Annotated in this window: 15 protein-coding genes; 11 read left to right on the top strand and 4 right to left on the bottom strand. The window is 32.1% G+C overall.

The annotated features are described in order from the left end of the window. Positions 1-138: 138 nt before the first annotated feature. Entirely contained in the window at positions 139-1,410 is a 1,272-nt protein-coding gene (locus tag EQ921_RS05500; RefSeq protein ID WP_128330897.1) for a sensor histidine kinase KdpD, read from the bottom strand. Positions 1,411-1,423: 13 nt separating this feature from the next. Beyond that, the gene (locus EQ921_RS05495; RefSeq protein ID WP_128153186.1) at positions 1,424-2,095 is read right to left on the bottom strand and encodes a response regulator transcription factor; all 672 of its coding nucleotides are present in this window, start codon (positions 2,093-2,095) and stop codon (positions 1,424-1,426) included. A gap of 119 nt (positions 2,096-2,214) precedes the next feature. On the opposite strand from EQ921_RS05495, the gene purU reads away from it, so the two are divergent. Then, positions 2,215-3,075, top strand: coding sequence for a formyltetrahydrofolate deformylase (gene purU / locus EQ921_RS05490; RefSeq protein WP_128330896.1), 861 nt, complete (start codon positions 2,215-2,217; stop codon positions 3,073-3,075). Between the two features lie 94 nt (positions 3,076-3,169). Next, positions 3,170-4,762 (top strand): peptide chain release factor 3, encoded by a 1,593-nt coding sequence (locus EQ921_RS05485; protein WP_128153184.1) that lies wholly within the window; start codon positions 3,170-3,172, stop codon positions 4,760-4,762. A 54-nt stretch (positions 4,763-4,816) separates the two neighbouring features. Here the strand turns inward: EQ921_RS05485 and EQ921_RS05480 are convergent, their stop codons facing one another. Next, complete coding sequence (locus EQ921_RS05480) at positions 4,817-6,025, bottom strand: M12 family metallopeptidase (RefSeq protein WP_128330895.1); 1,209 nt, start codon at positions 6,023-6,025, stop codon at positions 4,817-4,819. Between the two features lie 360 nt (positions 6,026-6,385). Between EQ921_RS05480 and dnaK the strand changes: the two genes are divergently transcribed. Then, a complete protein-coding gene (gene dnaK / locus EQ921_RS05475; RefSeq protein ID WP_128330894.1) occupies positions 6,386-8,293 on the top strand; it encodes a molecular chaperone DnaK in 1,908 nt (635 codons plus the stop codon). 158 nt (positions 8,294-8,451) lie between these two features. Here dnaK and EQ921_RS05470 read toward each other — a convergent pair whose 3' ends face one another. After that, positions 8,452-8,781, bottom strand: a complete 330-nt coding sequence (locus tag EQ921_RS05470; protein WP_128330893.1) for a hypothetical protein — start codon at positions 8,779-8,781, stop codon at positions 8,452-8,454. A gap of 190 nt (positions 8,782-8,971) precedes the next feature. Here EQ921_RS05470 and EQ921_RS05465 point away from each other — a divergent pair, with 190 nt between their 5' ends. From EQ921_RS05465 to pgi, 8 genes are all read left to right on the top strand, one after another. Further along, entirely contained in the window at positions 8,972-9,361 is a 390-nt protein-coding gene (locus EQ921_RS05465) for a helix-turn-helix transcriptional regulator (protein ID WP_128153180.1), read from the top strand. Positions 9,362-9,568: 207 nt separating this feature from the next. After that, the gene (locus EQ921_RS05460) at positions 9,569-11,308 is read left to right on the top strand and encodes a reverse transcriptase domain-containing protein (RefSeq protein WP_164875589.1); all 1,740 of its coding nucleotides are present in this window, start codon (positions 9,569-9,571) and stop codon (positions 11,306-11,308) included. 28 nt (positions 11,309-11,336) lie between these two features. Then, positions 11,337-12,590, top strand: a complete 1,254-nt coding sequence (locus EQ921_RS05455) for a hypothetical protein (protein WP_164875588.1) — start codon at positions 11,337-11,339, stop codon at positions 12,588-12,590. A 481-nt stretch (positions 12,591-13,071) separates the two neighbouring features. Then, positions 13,072-13,317 carry a DUF3781 domain-containing protein gene (locus EQ921_RS05450; protein WP_128330890.1) on the top strand — a complete coding sequence of 82 codons (246 nt, stop codon included), beginning with the start codon at positions 13,072-13,074 and terminating at the stop codon, positions 13,315-13,317. 838 nt (positions 13,318-14,155) lie between these two features. Continuing rightward, on the top strand, positions 14,156-14,764 hold the full coding sequence (locus tag EQ921_RS05445; RefSeq protein WP_128330889.1) for an outer membrane beta-barrel protein: 609 nt from the start codon (positions 14,156-14,158) through the stop codon (positions 14,762-14,764). 67 nt (positions 14,765-14,831) lie between these two features. Continuing rightward, positions 14,832-15,476, top strand: coding sequence for a hypothetical protein (locus tag EQ921_RS05440; RefSeq protein ID WP_128330888.1), 645 nt, complete (start codon positions 14,832-14,834; stop codon positions 15,474-15,476). A gap of 64 nt (positions 15,477-15,540) precedes the next feature. Beyond that, positions 15,541-16,287, top strand: coding sequence for a GH25 family lysozyme (locus tag EQ921_RS05435; RefSeq protein WP_128330887.1), 747 nt, complete (start codon positions 15,541-15,543; stop codon positions 16,285-16,287). Positions 16,288-16,422: 135 nt separating this feature from the next. Beyond that, positions 16,423-18,072: a glucose-6-phosphate isomerase gene (pgi, locus tag EQ921_RS05430; RefSeq protein ID WP_128330886.1), complete on the top strand. Its 1,650-nt coding sequence runs from the start codon at positions 16,423-16,425 to the stop codon at positions 18,070-18,072. Positions 18,073-18,189: the final 117 nt, after the last annotated feature.

The following is an 18,189-nucleotide window of genomic DNA, read 5'->3' as shown; positions in this document are numbered from 1 at the left end:
AAATAAATCTTTTTTTATATTAAACTAATTTGTACAATTTATGAGTAATACTAAAAAAATACTAGGAAAATGGTTTAATATTTAATGGATTAAAGAGAGAATAAACAACAGAGTTGTAATTATATTGTAAAAACCTAATTATATAATTTGGTAAATTTTAAAACTATGAAAATCATTAAAAGTATATTGAATAGATAATTTAGGATAAGAGTTAATTATTGTTTTAACTAAGGATAAGCCTAAGCCTGTAGACTGGGAGTCATTCGAATTTCTGTAAAATCGGTTAAAGATTAGTTGTTCGTCAAGTACTGTTTGAATACTGGTATTTTGTATGAGGAAATAGTCTTGGCTTATAGTAATAATAATTTTACCTGTAGGGTAATTATGGATAATGGCGTTTTTTATCAGATTATTAATCAAAGTTATAGCAAGCCCTTTATTCATATAAAATTCAAAATTACCAATCTCTGTAAGTTCGATTGAGATTTGTTTATATTCAGCAAAGTCAGTAAAATCAGTTAAGCTGTTTTTAATAATATCATTAAAAGATATATTTTCATTTTCATGAAACTGATTATTTTCAATACGGGTCAGCAATAATAAAGATTTATTAAGGTTAACCAGGCGATTTAAACTGTTTGTAATAGAAGAAATTCCTTCTAATTGTTTTTCTGTAATTTGAGGATCTTCCGCTAAAAGTTCTAGTTTATTGATGGATATAGCTAATGGAGTTTGAAGCTCATGAGCGGCATTAGATATAAACAATTTTTGTTGATTAAAGCTATTCTCGTTTCGGATCATCATTTTTTCAATTTCATTTTCCAAATCTTTAAATTCTTTAATCTTTGTTTGAGTAGATGTAAAGCTGGATTTATTTCCCGGAATATATTTTTTTAATTTATTTAATAAATCATAAAATGATTTCCATACCTTTTTTAATAAAATATAATTTAATAAAAAAATGCTTATTATAAGAACCAGATATAAAACCAATAAAGCAATACTTAAATCGGCAAGTAAATCATCTTCTTCAATCATAGAAGTTTTCACTTCCAGCTTATAAGGGTTATTATCAGAATCGTAGAAATAAGCGGTTAATAATCTTACAGGCTCATCTTCGTCATCAAACTCCAGATATTCCTGAGTAGTAATAATTTTGCTTTTAGAAGGATAATCACCTTCCGGCATAGGAGTAATTCTGAAATTATTAATTCCGAATTCCCGTGTATTTAAAATTTTAGGATCTTTATATGCTTCCTTAATAATTTCAATTTTAGAGTTTTTGAGTCCATCATCTATATTATCATACACTTCATCTAAAATAAAAGCATAAAAAAGAGCAGCCCATAGAGAAATTACTAGTAAGAGTGCTATCGTAAGGTATTTCAGTGTATAATTATGTAAACGCATATAAAAAGTAAGATTAAATCATTTTGTATCCTAAACCATATACCGCTTGAATATTGATGTCGGCTTCATGATCCTTAAGCTTTTTTCGTAAATTTTTTACCTGGGAATAAACAAAGTCCAGGCTGCTTGCCTCATCCATATAATCGCCCCACACATGTTCTGCAATAGCTGTTTTAGATATTAACCGGTTAGGATTTATAAGGAAATAATAAAGTAGGTCAAACTCTTTTTTAGTAAGATTAAGTAAAGAAGAATTTACTTCAACCGTTCTGTTTTCAGGAGACATTTTAATATTGTTCCATACAATTAAGGATTGTCCGTTATGATTGTTTCTTCTAAGCACGGATTTTATGCGGGCATGAAGTTCTGCAAGATGAAAAGGTTTAGTCAGATAATCATCAGCACCTAAATCTAATCCTTCAATTTTATCGTCCAAAGAATCCTTTGCAGAAATTATAATTACAGAATCCTTTTTACCCTCATTTTTTAAATTTTTCAATAAGTCCATGCCACTTCCATCAGGAAGCATAATATCAAGAAGAATACAATCATAATCAAAAGATATGATTTTGTCTAACCCGGTTTTATAATTATTGGCAGATTCAACAATATGCATTTCTTTTTCCAGGGATTGACAAATCACTTGGCACAATTCCGGTTCATCTTCAATTACAAGTATTTTCATATTATTCAATTAAAGAATGTAAAAATACACATTTTATTTATGGCATTAAATCCCGGTAAATTACTAAATAAAGTATATTTGTATACTATTTCGCATCAAATTAATATACATATATAAATATGAAAAATTCACAAGCTATTATTCTAATATACTGCCCGGATCAGCCCGGATTGGTTGCTGCTGTTACAGATTTTATTAATGTTAATGGGGGGAATATCATCAATCTGGAACAACATGTAGACAAGCAGGAAAATCAGTTTTTTATGCGTATAGAGTGGGATCTTTCAAATTTTGTTATTCCCAGAGACAAGATAGAAGATTATTTTGAAACCTTATATGCAAAAAAATACAATCTTACTTTTAGCTTGTATTTTAATGATTATAAACCTAAAATGGCAGTTTTTGTATCTAAGATGTCTCACTGCCTGTTTGATATACTGGCAAGATACACGGCAGGGGAGTGGAAGGTAGAAATACCGTTGATAATAAGTAATCATGAAGATTTACGATGGGTGGCAGAAAAATTCGGAATTAAATATTATGTTTTAAAAATTAACAGTACAAATAAAGAAGAAATAGAAGCAGAGCAAAAGCATTTGCTGGAAGAAAATCATATTGATTTCATAGTACTGGCCCGCTACATGCAAATATTGTCTGATCAATTCATTATAAATTATCCCGATAAAATTATAAATATACATCATTCGTTTTTACCCGCTTTCGTAGGAGCACGGCCTTATCATGCTGCATATGAGCGAGGAGTAAAGCTTATAGGAGCTACAAGTCACTACGTTACCGCAGAGCTGGATGCAGGGCCGATTATAGAACAGGATATAACCAGAATAACACACCGGGATAGTGTTCAGGATTTAGTTCGAAAAGGAAGAGATTTGGAAAAAATAGTTTTATCCCGGGCTATAGAAAGTCATATTAACCGGAGGGTTTTGGTTTATAAGAATAAAACCATTCTGTTTTCATAGTTTACTATGTTGCTCATAGCAATTATTGTGGAGCATATAGAGAAGCAAACTTATAATTATTTTATATTTGCAGACATTTATTCAAATTTTAATAATGAGTACTACTTTAGAAAAAGAAATACACAGGCGTAAAACCTTTGGAATTATTTCTCACCCCGATGCAGGTAAAACCACACTTACTGAAAAATTGTTGCTTTTTGGAGGCGCTATTCAGGAAGCAGGAGCTGTAAAAAGCAATAAGGTAAAAAAAGGAGCCACTTCGGATTTTATGGAAATTGAAAGGCAAAGAGGTATTTCTGTAGCTACTTCGGTATTGGCTTTTGAATATAAAGGAAAGAAGATAAATATTCTGGATACTCCCGGACACAAAGATTTTGCAGAAGATACCTATAGAACCTTAACCGCCGTAGATTCGGTTATTGTGGTTATAGATGTGGCTAAAGGAGTTGAAGAACAAACAGAAAAGCTGGTCGAGGTTTGTAGAATGAGAAACATACCTATGCTTGTTTTCATTAACAAATTAGACAGGGAAGGAAAAGACGCTTTTGATTTGCTGGACGAAGTTGAGCAGAAATTAAAACTGAAAGTTACCCCTTTGTCCTGGCCCATAGGTATGGGATTAGATTTTCAGGGAATCTATAACATGTGGGAAAAAAAATTAAAATTTTTCACAGAAGAAAGAAAGCAAAAAATAGGAGACACCATTGAAATTGAGGATATAAATGATCCCTCACTTAACGAATGGGTAGGAGAAAAAGCTGCGGAAAATTTGAGAAATGATCAGGAGCTGATAGCATCTGTATATCCGTCTTTTTCTAAAGAAGAATATTTGAAAGGAGCATTACAGCCGGTATTTTTCGGTTCTGCTTTAAATAATTTTGGTGTTCAGGAACTTTTGGATGCCTTTGTGGAGATAGCCCCTAATCCGTTACCTAAAATGAGTGATGTTCGGTTAGTTAAACCTGAAGAAGAAGGATTTACAGGTTTTGTTTTTAAAATTCATGCTAACATGGACCCTAAACATAGAGACCGTCTTGCGTTTGTCAAGATAGTATCGGGAACATTTAAAAGAAATACGAACTATCTTCATGTTCGTCAGAATAAAACAATGAAGTTTAGCAGTCCGGCAGCTTTTTTTGCAGATAAAAAAGAAGTGGTGGAAGAAAGTTTTCCCGGCGATATTGTCGGGTTGCACGATACAGGAAATTTCAGGATTGGAGACACCCTTACAGAAGGTGAAAAATTAAACTTTAAAGGAATCCCTTCATTCTCTCCCGAACATTTCCGGTATATTAATAACGATGATCCAATGAAAACCAAGCAGCTGGCCAAAGGAATAGATCAGCTGATGGATGAAGGAGTTGCTCAGCTCTTTACAATGGAAATAAACAATCGTAAAATTATAGGTACTGTAGGAGCCCTTCAGTATGAAGTAATACAATATAGATTGGAACATGAGTATTCAGCCAAATGTAGTTACGAACCCGTTCATATACATAAAGCCTGCTGGGTGGAATGTGATGATGAAAAATCGGAAGAATTTTTAGAATTCAAACGAGTAAAGCAAAAATTTCTGGCGCGCGATAAATTTGGCCAGTTAGTATTCCTGGCAGATTCAGCCTTTAGCATTACTATGACTACGGATAAATATCCCTCCGTAAAACTGCACTCAACCAACGAATATTAATCCGATTATGTAATAAAAAAGAAAGAGAGGTAATTTTTACCTCTCTTTTTTTTCTTATCTTACCACGTAAAAAGCAATACCTTCAGCTTGATAGCCGTATTTACCACCGGCAACTTCCGAGCTGTTTATAGTGTAAAAATGGTCTGGTCTGTTACCTCCTTTATAATATCTGTAAACAGGAATTGTATTGGGCTGTGCGCTTTGATAAGCATATCCGGTAATTCCTTCGTATCTCCAGCCGCCCTGGCCACCGCCTTTCAGCTCATTCCAGTTTAACGTAGACAAACGATCTCCGTTAATACTATTAAAATATCTGTAAATAGGCAGAGTATTACTTACCTGCTGAGAATAGACCTTACCTAATACACCTTCATAATACCTGTTGCCTAATTCTGCAAAATTAGAAGTATAGAAATGCTGAGCATTAATATTATATCGATATAAATTTCTAAGTTCAGCACTTGGTTTAGACTTAGGATATTCCTGAGAAATAAAGTTTTTATCAGTTGCAGATAAAGCGGTATTCCATCCGCTGGACCATCCGTTTAAAGTTAATGAAGCAGGAAAAGAATACAGCATAATCGATTGACTGTCAAAAGATGAATAATTGGTTACCGTGCTGCTGTATTTGTTTATAATATTATTATCTACCTGTGCAGTGGTCCAGTAATTAGGAGCACCCCCATAATAAGAATAAACTTTGGCCTTGTTCCACTGGATATTGGCTGCCGGATTCTGATGCTCGTGTATAAGTCCTAAAGCATGTCCGAATTCATGAATTACGGTTCTTGAAAATTCAGTGTCCGGCGTAGAGTTGTTAAACCAGCCAAAATTCATAGAAGGCTTGCTTTGGTCAATTCGTTTTGAATCTGTGCCTAAATAAGACCAGGATCCCCCGCTGTTATCAAAGTTAATTCTTATATCAGCACTCTGATTCGCATTTACATATACAAATTTAAGGTTGGCATATTGCATCCATTGATTGGCAAATTGTTTTACTTTGTTTTGTAAAAAAGCATTACCGTTTAAAAATTTGATAGTAATAGTTTGTCCGTTTTCCCATTTTTTTGACTTCAATAAAGCACCGTGAGTAGTTAATTTGGGATTTTCTAAAAGATCTTCCGGTACAATAGCATCTAAACATAGATGTTCTTTGGCATTTGATTGAATATCGGTTGAGGATACCGGATTAATGGATTCGTCGCTACACGACGATAAAAATAGCACGCATGCTATAAAGAAAAGGTTAAAATAGTTCTTCATGATAATTATTTGTTTTAATTTAATCAAATATAATAATTTTTATTTGTAAATTATCTTGAAATATTATATTATTAAAAACTTGCTAATATATCTTAATCCTTGCAGACCTGTGCTATAGTTGAAAATTTAGCATGAGTATAAAAAGACAGCTAAAGGCTTGGTCATTCTTATATTCAGAGGAAGAGCAGAAAATAAAGACTTATTTATATAAGAAAAACAGGATTTTTTTTGTCATTATGTCATATATTTAACGTAGGTGGCTGACAAATAATTCTAAATTGCTTCATGGCATAATCATTGAAAATAGTTACAGTGAAATTTTAATATCATTAATTTAGTAACAAAAGAAAAAACATAAATATGAGCAAAATTATTGGAATAGACTTAGGAACTACCAACTCATGTGTGGCAGTTATGGAAGGAAGCGACCCTACTGTTATAACTAATGCAGAAGGAAAAAGAACCACTCCTTCAGTAGTGGCTTTTATGGAAGATGGAGAAATTAAAGTAGGAGACCCTGCAAAAAGACAAGCGGTGACTAACCCTCACAACACTGTTTATTCTATAAAAAGATTTATGGGAACTAAATATTCATCTGATGCCAGTGAAGTATCCAGAGTTCCTTATAAAGTAGTAAAAGGTGACTCAGACACACCCAGAGTAGATATCAACGGAAGATTATATACACCACAGGAAATTTCAGCCATGATTCTTCAGAAAATGAAAAAAACGGCAGAAGATTTCTTAGGAGAAACTGTAGACAGAGCGGTAATTACCGTACCTGCGTACTTTAACGATGCACAAAGACAAGCAACTAAAGAAGCAGGTGAAATTGCAGGGTTAAAAGTAGAAAGAATTATAAATGAGCCTACAGCCGCAGCATTGGCCTATGGGTTAGATAAAGCACACAAAGATCAGAAAGTAGCGGTTTACGATTTAGGAGGAGGTACTTTTGATATTTCTATTTTGGATTTAGGAGACGGAGTTTTTGAAGTATTATCAACCAACGGAGATACACACTTAGGAGGAGATGACTTTGACGATGTTATCATCAACTGGTTGGCAGGTGAATTCAAATCAGCAGAAGGAGTAGATTTAAAAGCAGACCCTATTGCTTTACAACGATTAAAAGAAGCAGCAGAAAAAGCGAAAGTAGAATTATCATCCTCTGCACAAACAGAAATTAATTTACCTTACATCACTGCAACAGCTTCAGGGCCTAAACACCTGGTTCAAACTTTGACTCGTGCAAAATTTGAACAATTAGCAGCAGACCTGGTTAAAAGATCTATGGAGCCTTGTAAAAAAGCATTGGAAGATGCAGGATTAAAAACTTCAGATATAGACGAGGTTTTATTAGTAGGAGGTTCTACCCGTATTCCTATTATACAGGAAGAAGTAGAAAAATTCTTCGGAAAAAAACCATCCAAAGGAGTGAATCCGGATGAGGTGGTTGCCGTAGGAGCCGCTATTCAGGGAGGGGTATTAACCGGAGATGTAAAAGATGTATTATTATTAGACGTAACTCCGTTATCTTTAGGTATTGAAACCTACGGAGGAGTTTTCACTAAACTAATTGATGCCAATACGACCATCCCTACCAAAAAATCAGAAACTTTCTCTACCGCAGCAGACAATCAGCCCGCTGTAACCATTAGAGTAGGACAAGGAGAAAGACCTATGTTTAACGATAACAAAGAAATCGGTAAATTTGATTTAGTAGACATTCCACCGGCACCTAGAGGAGTTCCTCAAATCGAAGTTACTTTTGATATAGATGCTAACGGTATTTTAAGTGTATCGGCTAAAGACAAAGGTACAGGTAAAGAGCAATCCATTAAAATACAGGCTTCTTCCGGTTTAAGCGAAGCGGAAATCGAAAAAATGAAAAAAGAAGCAGAAGCAAATGCTGAAGCGGATAAAAAACGTAAAGAAGAGGTTGATAAGCTGAATGCTGCTGATGGAATGATTTTCCAAACAGAAAAACAAATAAAAGAATTTGGAGACAAATTACCGGCAGACAAAAAACAACCGATTGAAGATGCCTTGGCAGAATTGAAAAAAGCCCATGAAAGTAAAGATATTGCTGCCATAGACGTAGCAATGGAAAAAATTAATACGGCATGGACAGCCGCATCTGAAGATTTATACAAAGCAGGTCAAAACCCTGAGGCAGCTGCCGGAGCACAACAAGGCGCAGATCAGGCAGGTGCAGGACAACAAGGGGGAGATAATGTAGAAGATGTTGACTTTGAAGAAATAAAATAAGAAAAGATTACAAACGATAATCAAAAATAAACAAACCGCAGTAAAGCATATATTTACTGCGGTTTTTTCTTGTAAATATTTTTAGTTCGGTACTATAAGAATGCAGAAAAAAAGAATTATATTACCTTATTTCAGGTAGAGCCAGAAACAGATTTATATCAAGAATTTTTCTTTATATAGTCCTTTACTTCACCGTAAGCTCTTGCATACGTGGCCAACTGATTTAAAAAATCATGCTCATCCTTATCCAGCATAGCTTTGGCAATTTCCAGTAAATTATAGATATGGATTTTCATATCATCCCTCAGTATATCCTCTTCCAGAAACAGGCATTTTTGGGACACTTCCAATAAAGACACTAGATTATAGTGCACATAGTCGTAATTAACCATGTCTTCATAAAAAGGAGAATATTCCTCAATATATTCTAGTAATGTTCTCTCTAATTTTTGAAGCCTTTCAATATGAGGATAATTTTCGGTTTTCATTTTTACGCTTTTTTGAGACAAAGTAACTGCCGGTTGATGGTAAAACCTATCAGAGCAACCAATAGTATATTGAAAATATTAATAATAATATTAGTAACACTAGTAATAAAAAAATAAGCTAAAGAAATTAAATAGTGGATGAATTAATTTTCCTATTTTTGTGAGTAAGTAAACTTTATAATTAGAATAAATGGAAGCAACTACAGCAAAAAAGAATAACCACGGAGCCAATGTAAGACGATGGAGAGAATGGAGAAACATTAACCAGGACGTACTGGCAGAAGAAATTGGCGTATCACAAGCTACTTTATCTACCTACGAAAAGAAAGAGAAGCTGGAACAAGACATTTTGGAGAAAATCGCCAAAGCCTTGGATATTCCTGTAGAAGCCATTACTGAATTAGAACAGGGAGCTGCTATAAATATTATTTCAAGTACTTTACATGATAATTCTGGTTCAATATTTAATCAACCTACCTTTAATACCGTTGATAAAATCGTAGAACTATACGAAAAACTCCTCGAAACCGAAAAGGAAAAAGTGAGACTTCTGGAAGAGGTTTTGAAAGGGAGAGGGTAGAGTTCTGATTTGTATAACTGACTAATAGACAAGTTTAGAATATAAATTTATTTAAAAGTATTCGTTGAATTATTGACTTTTTCGTTGTGTTCCTGCGACGATTATGAAAAGGTTAGGACACTGTTCCACCAACGCTTTCCAATATTTTCGGTTTTATGGCCGTAGCACTATAAGATGAATAATTCAGCGGATACTTGTTTTTACATCATGGAAGAAGATTTTGATAAAGATATATTAAATTCATTTTTAGAAGTGGAAACTGATAGACAGCTAGCTTCAGTTTTAGATATTCCATACAAAAATTTAATATATAATATATATAAACTACCAGACGAAAAGAAATATGAGATATTCGAAATATCAAAAAGAAACAAGAGTAAACGCCAAATTTGTGCTCCGATTTCAGGAATTAAGAATATTCAGAAAAAACTGTCTATTATATTAAATAATTTACATAGTCCTAAATATTGTGCTCATGGATATGTTAAAGATAAAAGTATCAAGACAAATGCTCAAATTCATGTTAAAAAAAGAATTCTTATAAATATAGATTTAAAAGATTTTTTTACTTCAATTAATTTTGGTAGAATAAGAGGACTATTTAAGAGTTATCCATTTAATTTTAACGATAAAGTAGCTACCATACTTGCCCAAGTATGTTGTTATAATGGTTGTTTACCTCAAGGTGCACCATCCTCTCCAATCTTATCAAATTATATTTGTCGTCGACTTGATAATCAGATTTTAGATCTTTCACAAAAATGTAAGGTAGATTATACAAGGTATGCCGATGATTTAACATTTTCTACTAACCTAAAAGAATTACCAAAAGAGATTGGTGTTATTAGAGATAATGAGTTGTTTCTATCTAATGAGCTCATTAGTATTATTGAGTCTAATGGATTCGTTATTAATAGACAGAAGATCAGATTTGCATTAAAAAATAATAGACAAGAAGTTACAGGGTTGATAGTCAATAATCGAATAAATATCAATAGAAAATTTGTTCGTCATGTAAGAGCTATGCTTCATGCATGGGAAAAATATGGTCTTGAAAATGCAGCAATAGAACATTTTGAGAAGTATAATTATAAAAATAAAAAAGTAGAAAATTATATTTTTTCTTTTTTAAAAGAAATATCAGGTAAAATAGGTTATATTGGATATATTAAAGGAAAAAATAATAGTGTATACCGAAATCTTTTTAGGAGAATTAAAGAATTAAATCCAGAAATAAAACTTCCAGTACCTAAAGATATTATAGAATCAAATACTGCTATTGTTTTTTGTGAAGGAAAAACTGATGCTATACATATTGAAACAGCTCTAAAATATCTAAAGAGTAAAGGGGATTTTATAGACTTAAATATAGGATTTCATCCATATGAGGGGAAAGAAATAAGCAATAGCACTTTATATGATATTTGTAAGAATTGGTCTATAACGAAAAAAAGCGATAGAGTTGATATTTTTCTATTTGATGGTGATGATAGACGTTATAATAGAAAAAATATATGTCAATATCCTAATTTTTATAAACATTGGGGGGATAAGGTATATTCTGTAATGCTTCCTATACCTCCTCATCGAGATTTTGAAGAGATATGTATTGAGCATTATTATACTGATGATGAAATAAAAACAAAAGGAAATAAAGAGAGGCGATTATATTTAAGTACTGAATTTGATCCTAATACATGTTTCCATAAAGAAGAAAATGTAAATTTTGCTAATAGAAAAACCATACGGTCATCTTATCCTAAAATAATTGATGGTAATGATAGAGTTCTCAATGAGTTTGGAGTTAATGTAGCTTTAACTAAAATGGCATTTGCTGAGAATATCGCAAATAAAACAGGAGAATTTAAAAAAATCTCATTAGAAAATTTTAAAGTACTATTTGATGTTCTCTTAAAAATATTAGAAGACTCAAAAGATGAAAATTGAAAATTAGTGAATATAGATTAATATTACTATGGATGATTACAATAGAAGCAGTTTGCTTTATCCAGCTATGCATAAGTTATATAGTGCACTAAGGAGTTTGGAGCATTTTAATAAGGGAAACAACCTGTTTGATAATATATCTTATTTAGATATTTTTTTTTCTGAATATAGGAATATAACCTTTATGCTACAGAAATCTTTAAAAGGCACATCTTTTGAACAAATCTACATTAAGAATAGAGATAAATATTTTACAGGAGAAGCTAGTAAATGGTTTATAGAAAAGAGAAATGAAGTTCTAAAAGAACATCCATTTGATTTGCAGAAAAAAATTAAAATAATATTATATATTCCTAATAATTCAATTGTTTTATCAGAAGAGGTATTTGATATAGGAAATGAAATATCTATTACAGACACTATAGAATCAGTTAGATTATTATTTCATGGACTTAATTCCATAGAAATATTTTTTTCAGTAGAGTTTTCTTTTTATGAAAAAGATTTTGATGAAGAGTTTTTAGAAGATGTCATTATTGGAGTTCATAATATGATAGAGTTTATGAACGCAATGAGAAAAGATATTGGAGAAGAATGTTCTTTATGTAATCAATTGCAAGATAAAATAAAACAATTTCATTTCTTCAAAATCCCTAAAGAAGTTTTATTTGTAGATGATTATGTTTACTATAATCAAGAAGATCAATTTGAAAAAGCCAGTAAAGGTTTTGTTTTTTACCCTGAGAATTTTTTTAAAAAACATCGAACTCCTCTGTCTAATCTAACCAGAATGTTTAGTGATAACAATGATAAAATAAATGAATTTGAAGCATTCGTAATAATGCATATAATGGCACTTGATCAAAAAGGCACACTTATGCCGACATTTCTTATAATTTATGAAGATGATACTTTTGAGTTCATGTCTTATCTTTCATCTATAAAGACTGTTACATATAGAAAGATAAATGAAATTGCTGAGAGGGTAAAGATAGATAAAATAAAAAAAGTATTCTATGCGACAGAAATGATTAGTTATAATATTAAAAATTATAATAAAATCATAAAGTTTGCTTCTCCGTATAGAGAAAAGTATAAAGAAAAAGACAAACTAGCTTGTTATCAGATAGATATATGTGGTGATAATAAGGCATGTTATTTTGACAAAGATAAAGTGAATAATGTTGAATATGTTGTTTCCAAATTGTGGAGTATGTCACAGGATACTGTAATTGGGATTAGTTTTTTACAACCAATTATTAATGCATTTAAATCCTTATAAATAAAATTCCAACTCTACATTTTAGGTTTAAAATTAGGTGAGAATTTTATAAATTGTTATATCATAAATATATAAATAATTTGACATATGAATGTGATTAGTTTTAGGAATGTTCCTAATATATTGGGACTGTAAATCAAGGTAATATATTTATTTTACTGTGAGTTTTGTCTTTAAGAGTTTATTACCTATAATATATGTGTGACACTTTTTATATACATTTGTATCTCTTGATATGGCGAGCTGTTGAAAGAAATTTATGATGACCGACAATACTAAAATATCCATCCGCATTTTTGATGACCGTGAAGTTCATGCCATTTGGGATGAAAAGAATCATAAATAGCAGTTTTCCATTTTGGATAGAGTTGCTGTTCTTAACGAACTAAACGGCTATAATAAGGTTTATAACTATTGGAAATATTGAAAGTCGTAATATATTTATAAATAATATAGAGTATATTAAACAGTTAAAAAGAAAATGAAAAGCTTGTTATCTAATATTGATAAAATTCATACCACAGAATTAGGAGTACTGCGGATAAAGAAAAACCTTTCCCTGAAAACCAATGAGGTAGTAAGCTGGTGTAAGAAGCAAATACAACAGGCAGACCGGATAGAAAGGAGAGGGAAGAACTGGTATGTATATAGTAAAGATGCAGTACTAACCGTACATGCCGGGAGCTATACCCTAATAACCGCTCATAAAAATAAAATTAAGGTATAAAGGAATAAAAAATCTAAATTCTGTTTACCCGTTTAAACTACTTATGTCAGTATGCAGGAGTTCTTTTTTTCGAAAAAAAGAATATAAATAAATTTTTTCTGTTAATTAAACTTGTCAAAAGTGTATAAATATTCTGAAAACGTAAAACCTGTTTGGTTTATGATCAATTGTCATGACCAGTCACAATATATCTGCCTGCAATATGGCAGTAAATACCATTAGATATGCAAAGGTCTACCTTTTAGCAGCAGTAAATACCGCTGTATTCCAAGACAATGTCTGAAATACTAGCGTTTCAGTAAAAATAAATTTTAGGAGCTAAACCTGCGTAAATAGTTGATACTAAATAAATAAAAACCAATAAGGGTAACTTTTTTCTTTTAGGAGTTTATTTATTGCCACAGAAATATAAAGTTGGTATGTTTTTAGCACACTATCTGGAAAAGATATAAATTGATCTTAAAATTAGGAAACAATAAATAAATTACGTAAGGTAAAATGCTTTTATAATAAATTATCATTTATTTATACGGATAGTACCTAAAATTGTAATTTAGAAAAAAAAAATAACTATATTTGCCCCGAATAGAGCTAAAGAAGAAATTTTTATAACCTAAATATCTGTATATGAAAATATAAGATAAAATCTTCAAAAGTTCTTTACAGGGAAGAAGATAAGTTGAGTATAAGTTTTTAATGAAATGTTAATTTTTGGCACGATATTTACGTATCGTTAACATAATTTAAAATAAAAAATTCTAAACATGTAGAGAATTTTACATTAGAATAAAGGTTAAATAAATTTTTTGAATTAAATTATTTTATAAAAAAGAAAATTATGAAAAAGTTAGTATTGTTTGCAGCAGTAGTTTTTGGATTATCAACTATGAACGCACAAAAAAACAGTATCTTATTAGGAGGTAATGTTGGTTACAGCCATACTGAAAACAAATTTGGAGGTGCAAAAGAAAAATTAGATTCTTACGATTGGTCTCCATACTTAGGTTATCAGTTTGCTGACAGATGGACAATAGCTGCTAAAGTTGCTTTCACTAAAGCTGATTTGAATGCAAGTTCTTTAGAGCAATTAGGATGGGAAGATGGAAACACAAAAACAACCAGAATCGGAGGTTTTGTACGTTACACACAACCATTAAGTGAAACATTTGCTGTTTACGGAGAACTAGGTGGTGGATGGCAAGAAGCTAAAACTAAAGGATACAACGCAACGACAAGTAACATCGAAAACAAAGCAGACGGTTACTACATTGGGTTCAATCCTGCATTATTCATTAATTTTAAAAATAACTTTGGTTTAAACTTCAGCATCGGAGGAGTTGAGTACAGCCATTTAAAAGCTAAAGGTACAAATGCAAAACAAAGTACAGTAAATGTTACTTTCGGTAATGCCTTTAACATTGGTATCTCTAAAAACTTTTCTCTATAATTTTATAAATTAAATTCTGGAGTTAATCGTTTAAAAGTTATCTAAAAATTAATTAAAAAAGATTAAAATGAAAAAATTAATAATAGCAGCCTTTGCTTTTTTTAGCGTAATGTCTGTTCAGGCTCAGCAAGGATCTATCTTTCTGGGGACAGATTTAAGCTATCAAAGAGTGGACGGTTTCAACAATGCGAAAACAAATCAGGTATCATTCTCACCAAACATAGCTTATGGTATTGCTGATAACTGGTACATTGGAGCAAGAAGTACTATGAGTTTTTCTGAAAATTCAGCAAAAACTGATATGGGAGGTACTCTAGTTAAAATTAAAGATAAAACGTACGAAACTAAAATTGGAGGTTTTATCCGTTACAATCATTCATTCACAGATACATTCGGTATATTCGCTGATTTAGGTGCTGGTTACCAGCAGTACAGATCTGACAGAACTCTTAGAGATTATTCCACAGGGTTAAACTACTCTGACGATACTCAAAGAGTGAGAGGATCAGGATACTATATCAACTTTGTTCCGTCTTTATTTATCAACTTTAAAAATAACTTTGGTTTAAATGTTGCTTTTGGAGGTGTTGAATGGAATGACACAAAAACAAATACAGCTAGAGACTATGCTGATAATTACAAAAGCCAAAGCATAGATTTTACTTTCGGTAAATCTATAAGCGTAGGTGTAATAAAAAAGTTTACTTTCTAAAATAGTAAAATTAAATATAAAAAAGACCTCTGATTTTTCAGAGGTCTTTTTGTTTTTTAAAAACATGGAAACCAAAAAATCACTAATTAACCATAAAAAAGTATGGGGTGTAGTCGTAGGGCTGGGACTGACAGGACTATTGCTGACAGCCGGATTTTATACCGGTTATATACGATGTAACTACCCGTCAAAAAAACAATATCCTATTCGGGGAATAGACCTGTCTGCATATCAGGGAACCATTGATTGGTCAAAACTGCACAACAAGGAAATTAATTTTGTTTACATAAAAGCTACCGAAGGAGGAGACTTTATCGATAAAAAATTTCAGGAAAATTGGAAAGAAGCAAAAAACAGAAATATAAACCGGGGAGCTTACCACTTTTTTACATTTTGTAAATCAGGCGAAGTGCAGGCCGAAAATTTTATTAAGGTTGTACCATATGATTCTAATGCGCTGCCACCTGTCATAGATTTGGAATACGGAGGAAACTGTAAGCTAAGGATATCCAGAAGTCAGTTACGTAAAGAATTGAGAGTATTTGAAAAAAAATTAGAAGAGCGCTATCATAAGAAACCCATATGGTATGTAACCCAGGAGTTTTATGAAGACTATATCATGGGAGACTCACAGAGTTACCGGCTATGGTTCAGGGATATATATTCAGAGCCTAAAATCAAAGATTCCCGAAACTGGATTTTTTGGCAGTATGCCAACCGCGGACATCAGAAAGGAATATCCACCTATGTAGATTTAAATGTGTTTAACGGGAACGAAAACGAGTTTAAAAATCTCATGAAAATTGAATAAAAACCGCATTATTCAAAACTTGTAACAAAAGATTGCCGTAAGTTTTCATATATTTAAAAACACTCGGCTAAAATTGTTTGTCAACAATGATTAAATACCTAAATTTGTTAGTACGATAAAAAAATTAAATCCAAAATGGCATTATCAAAAATTAATCCGACCCAGACACAAGCTTGGAATTTATTAGAAGAACATTACAATCAAATAAAAAATAAACATCTTAGAGATTGGTTTAAAGAAGATTCAAACAGGTTCGATAAGTATTCAATACAATTTAACGATATACTTTTTGATTATTCTAAAAACAGAATTGACGATAAAACGTTAGAGTTGCTTTTACAGCTGGCTGAAGAAACCAACCTTAAAGATGCTATAGAAAAACAGTTTAGCGGTGATAAAATCAATGGCACTGAAAATAGAGCGGTATTACACACTGCGTTAAGAAACAGAAAAAACACACCGGTACTGGTTGACGGTAAAGATGTAATGCCAGAGATAAATCAAGTTCTTTCTCAAATGGAAAGTTTTTCGGAAGCTGTCATCAGCGGCCAGTGGAAAGGATTTACCGGAAAAGAAATAACAGACGTGGTAAACATTGGAATAGGAGGTTCAGATTTAGGACCGTTAATGGTGGTTGAAGCATTGAAGCATTATAAAACAAGGCTTTCCATGCATTTTGTATCCAATGTAGACGGAACACATATAGCAGAAACGCTTAAAAACCTGAATCCGGAAACGACTCTCTTCATTGTAGCTTCCAAAACCTTTACCACTCAGGAAACCATGACCAATGCACATACGGCAAGAGAATGGTTTTTGAAATCAGCAAAAAATGAATCGGAGGTAGCAAAACATTTTGTAGCATTATCTACCAATGAAAAAGCAGTTACAGGTTTCGGAATAGACAAAGAAAATATGTTTGAATTCTGGGATTGGGTAGGAGGCCGTTATTCCCTTTGGTCAGCTATCGGACTAAGTATATGCCTTGCCGTAGGTTTTGACAACTTCGTACAGTTACTGGAAGGAGCAAACGAATCAGATCTACACTTCAGAAATGCTGAATTTGACCAAAATATACCGGTAATACTAGCTTTACTGGGAATTTGGTACAATAATTTTTTTAATGCAGAAACAGTAGCTCTTTTACCTTATGAGCAATATCTGCATCGTTTTTCAGCATACTTTCAACAGGGAGACATGGAGTCTAACGGAAAATATGTGGACAGAGACGGAAAAAAAGTAAATTACCAGACAGGACCGGTAATCTGGGGTGAGCCGGGTACCAACGGACAGCATGCTTTCTACCAGCTAATACATCAGGGAACTAAGCTTATTCCTTGCGATTTCTTAGCAGGAGCACAAACATTAAACAAAGTTTCGGATCAGCACGAGAAGCTACTTTCCAACTTTTTTGCCCAAACAGAAGCCTTGGCTTTCGGTAAAACTGAAGAACAGGTAGTTGAAGAATTAAAACAACAAGGAAAGTCTGAACAAGAGATTAATTTTTTAAAACCGTATAAAGTTTTTGAAGGAAACAGACCAACCAATTCATTTTTATATAAAGTTTTAACACCCAAATTGTTGGGCGAGCTGATAGCTTTATATGAACAAAAAATATTTGTTCAGGGAGTTATCTGGAATATATTCAGTTTTGATCAGTGGGGAGTTGAATTAGGAAAGCAATTAGCCAATAACGTGCTTCCGGAGTTACTAACAGATGAAAAAATTTCATCTCACGACTCTTCAACTAACGGGCTTATCAACGCCTATAAAAAAATGAGATAATACTTATCAAAATACAATTAAAGTACTCCGTAATTAATTTATTGCGGAGTATTTATATACATTTTAAATAAGCGACCATTCTATTTATTTGTCACTTTATTCTCTGCTTTAGGTATG

This window comes from Apibacter sp. HY039 (assembly GCF_004023655.1).
In the GTDB taxonomy this organism is placed as follows: Bacteria; Bacteroidota; Bacteroidia; order Flavobacteriales; family Weeksellaceae; genus Apibacter; species Apibacter raozihei.
Note: the sequence above shows the minus strand (reverse complement) of the source record. Positions and strands in the feature narration are given on the sequence as shown.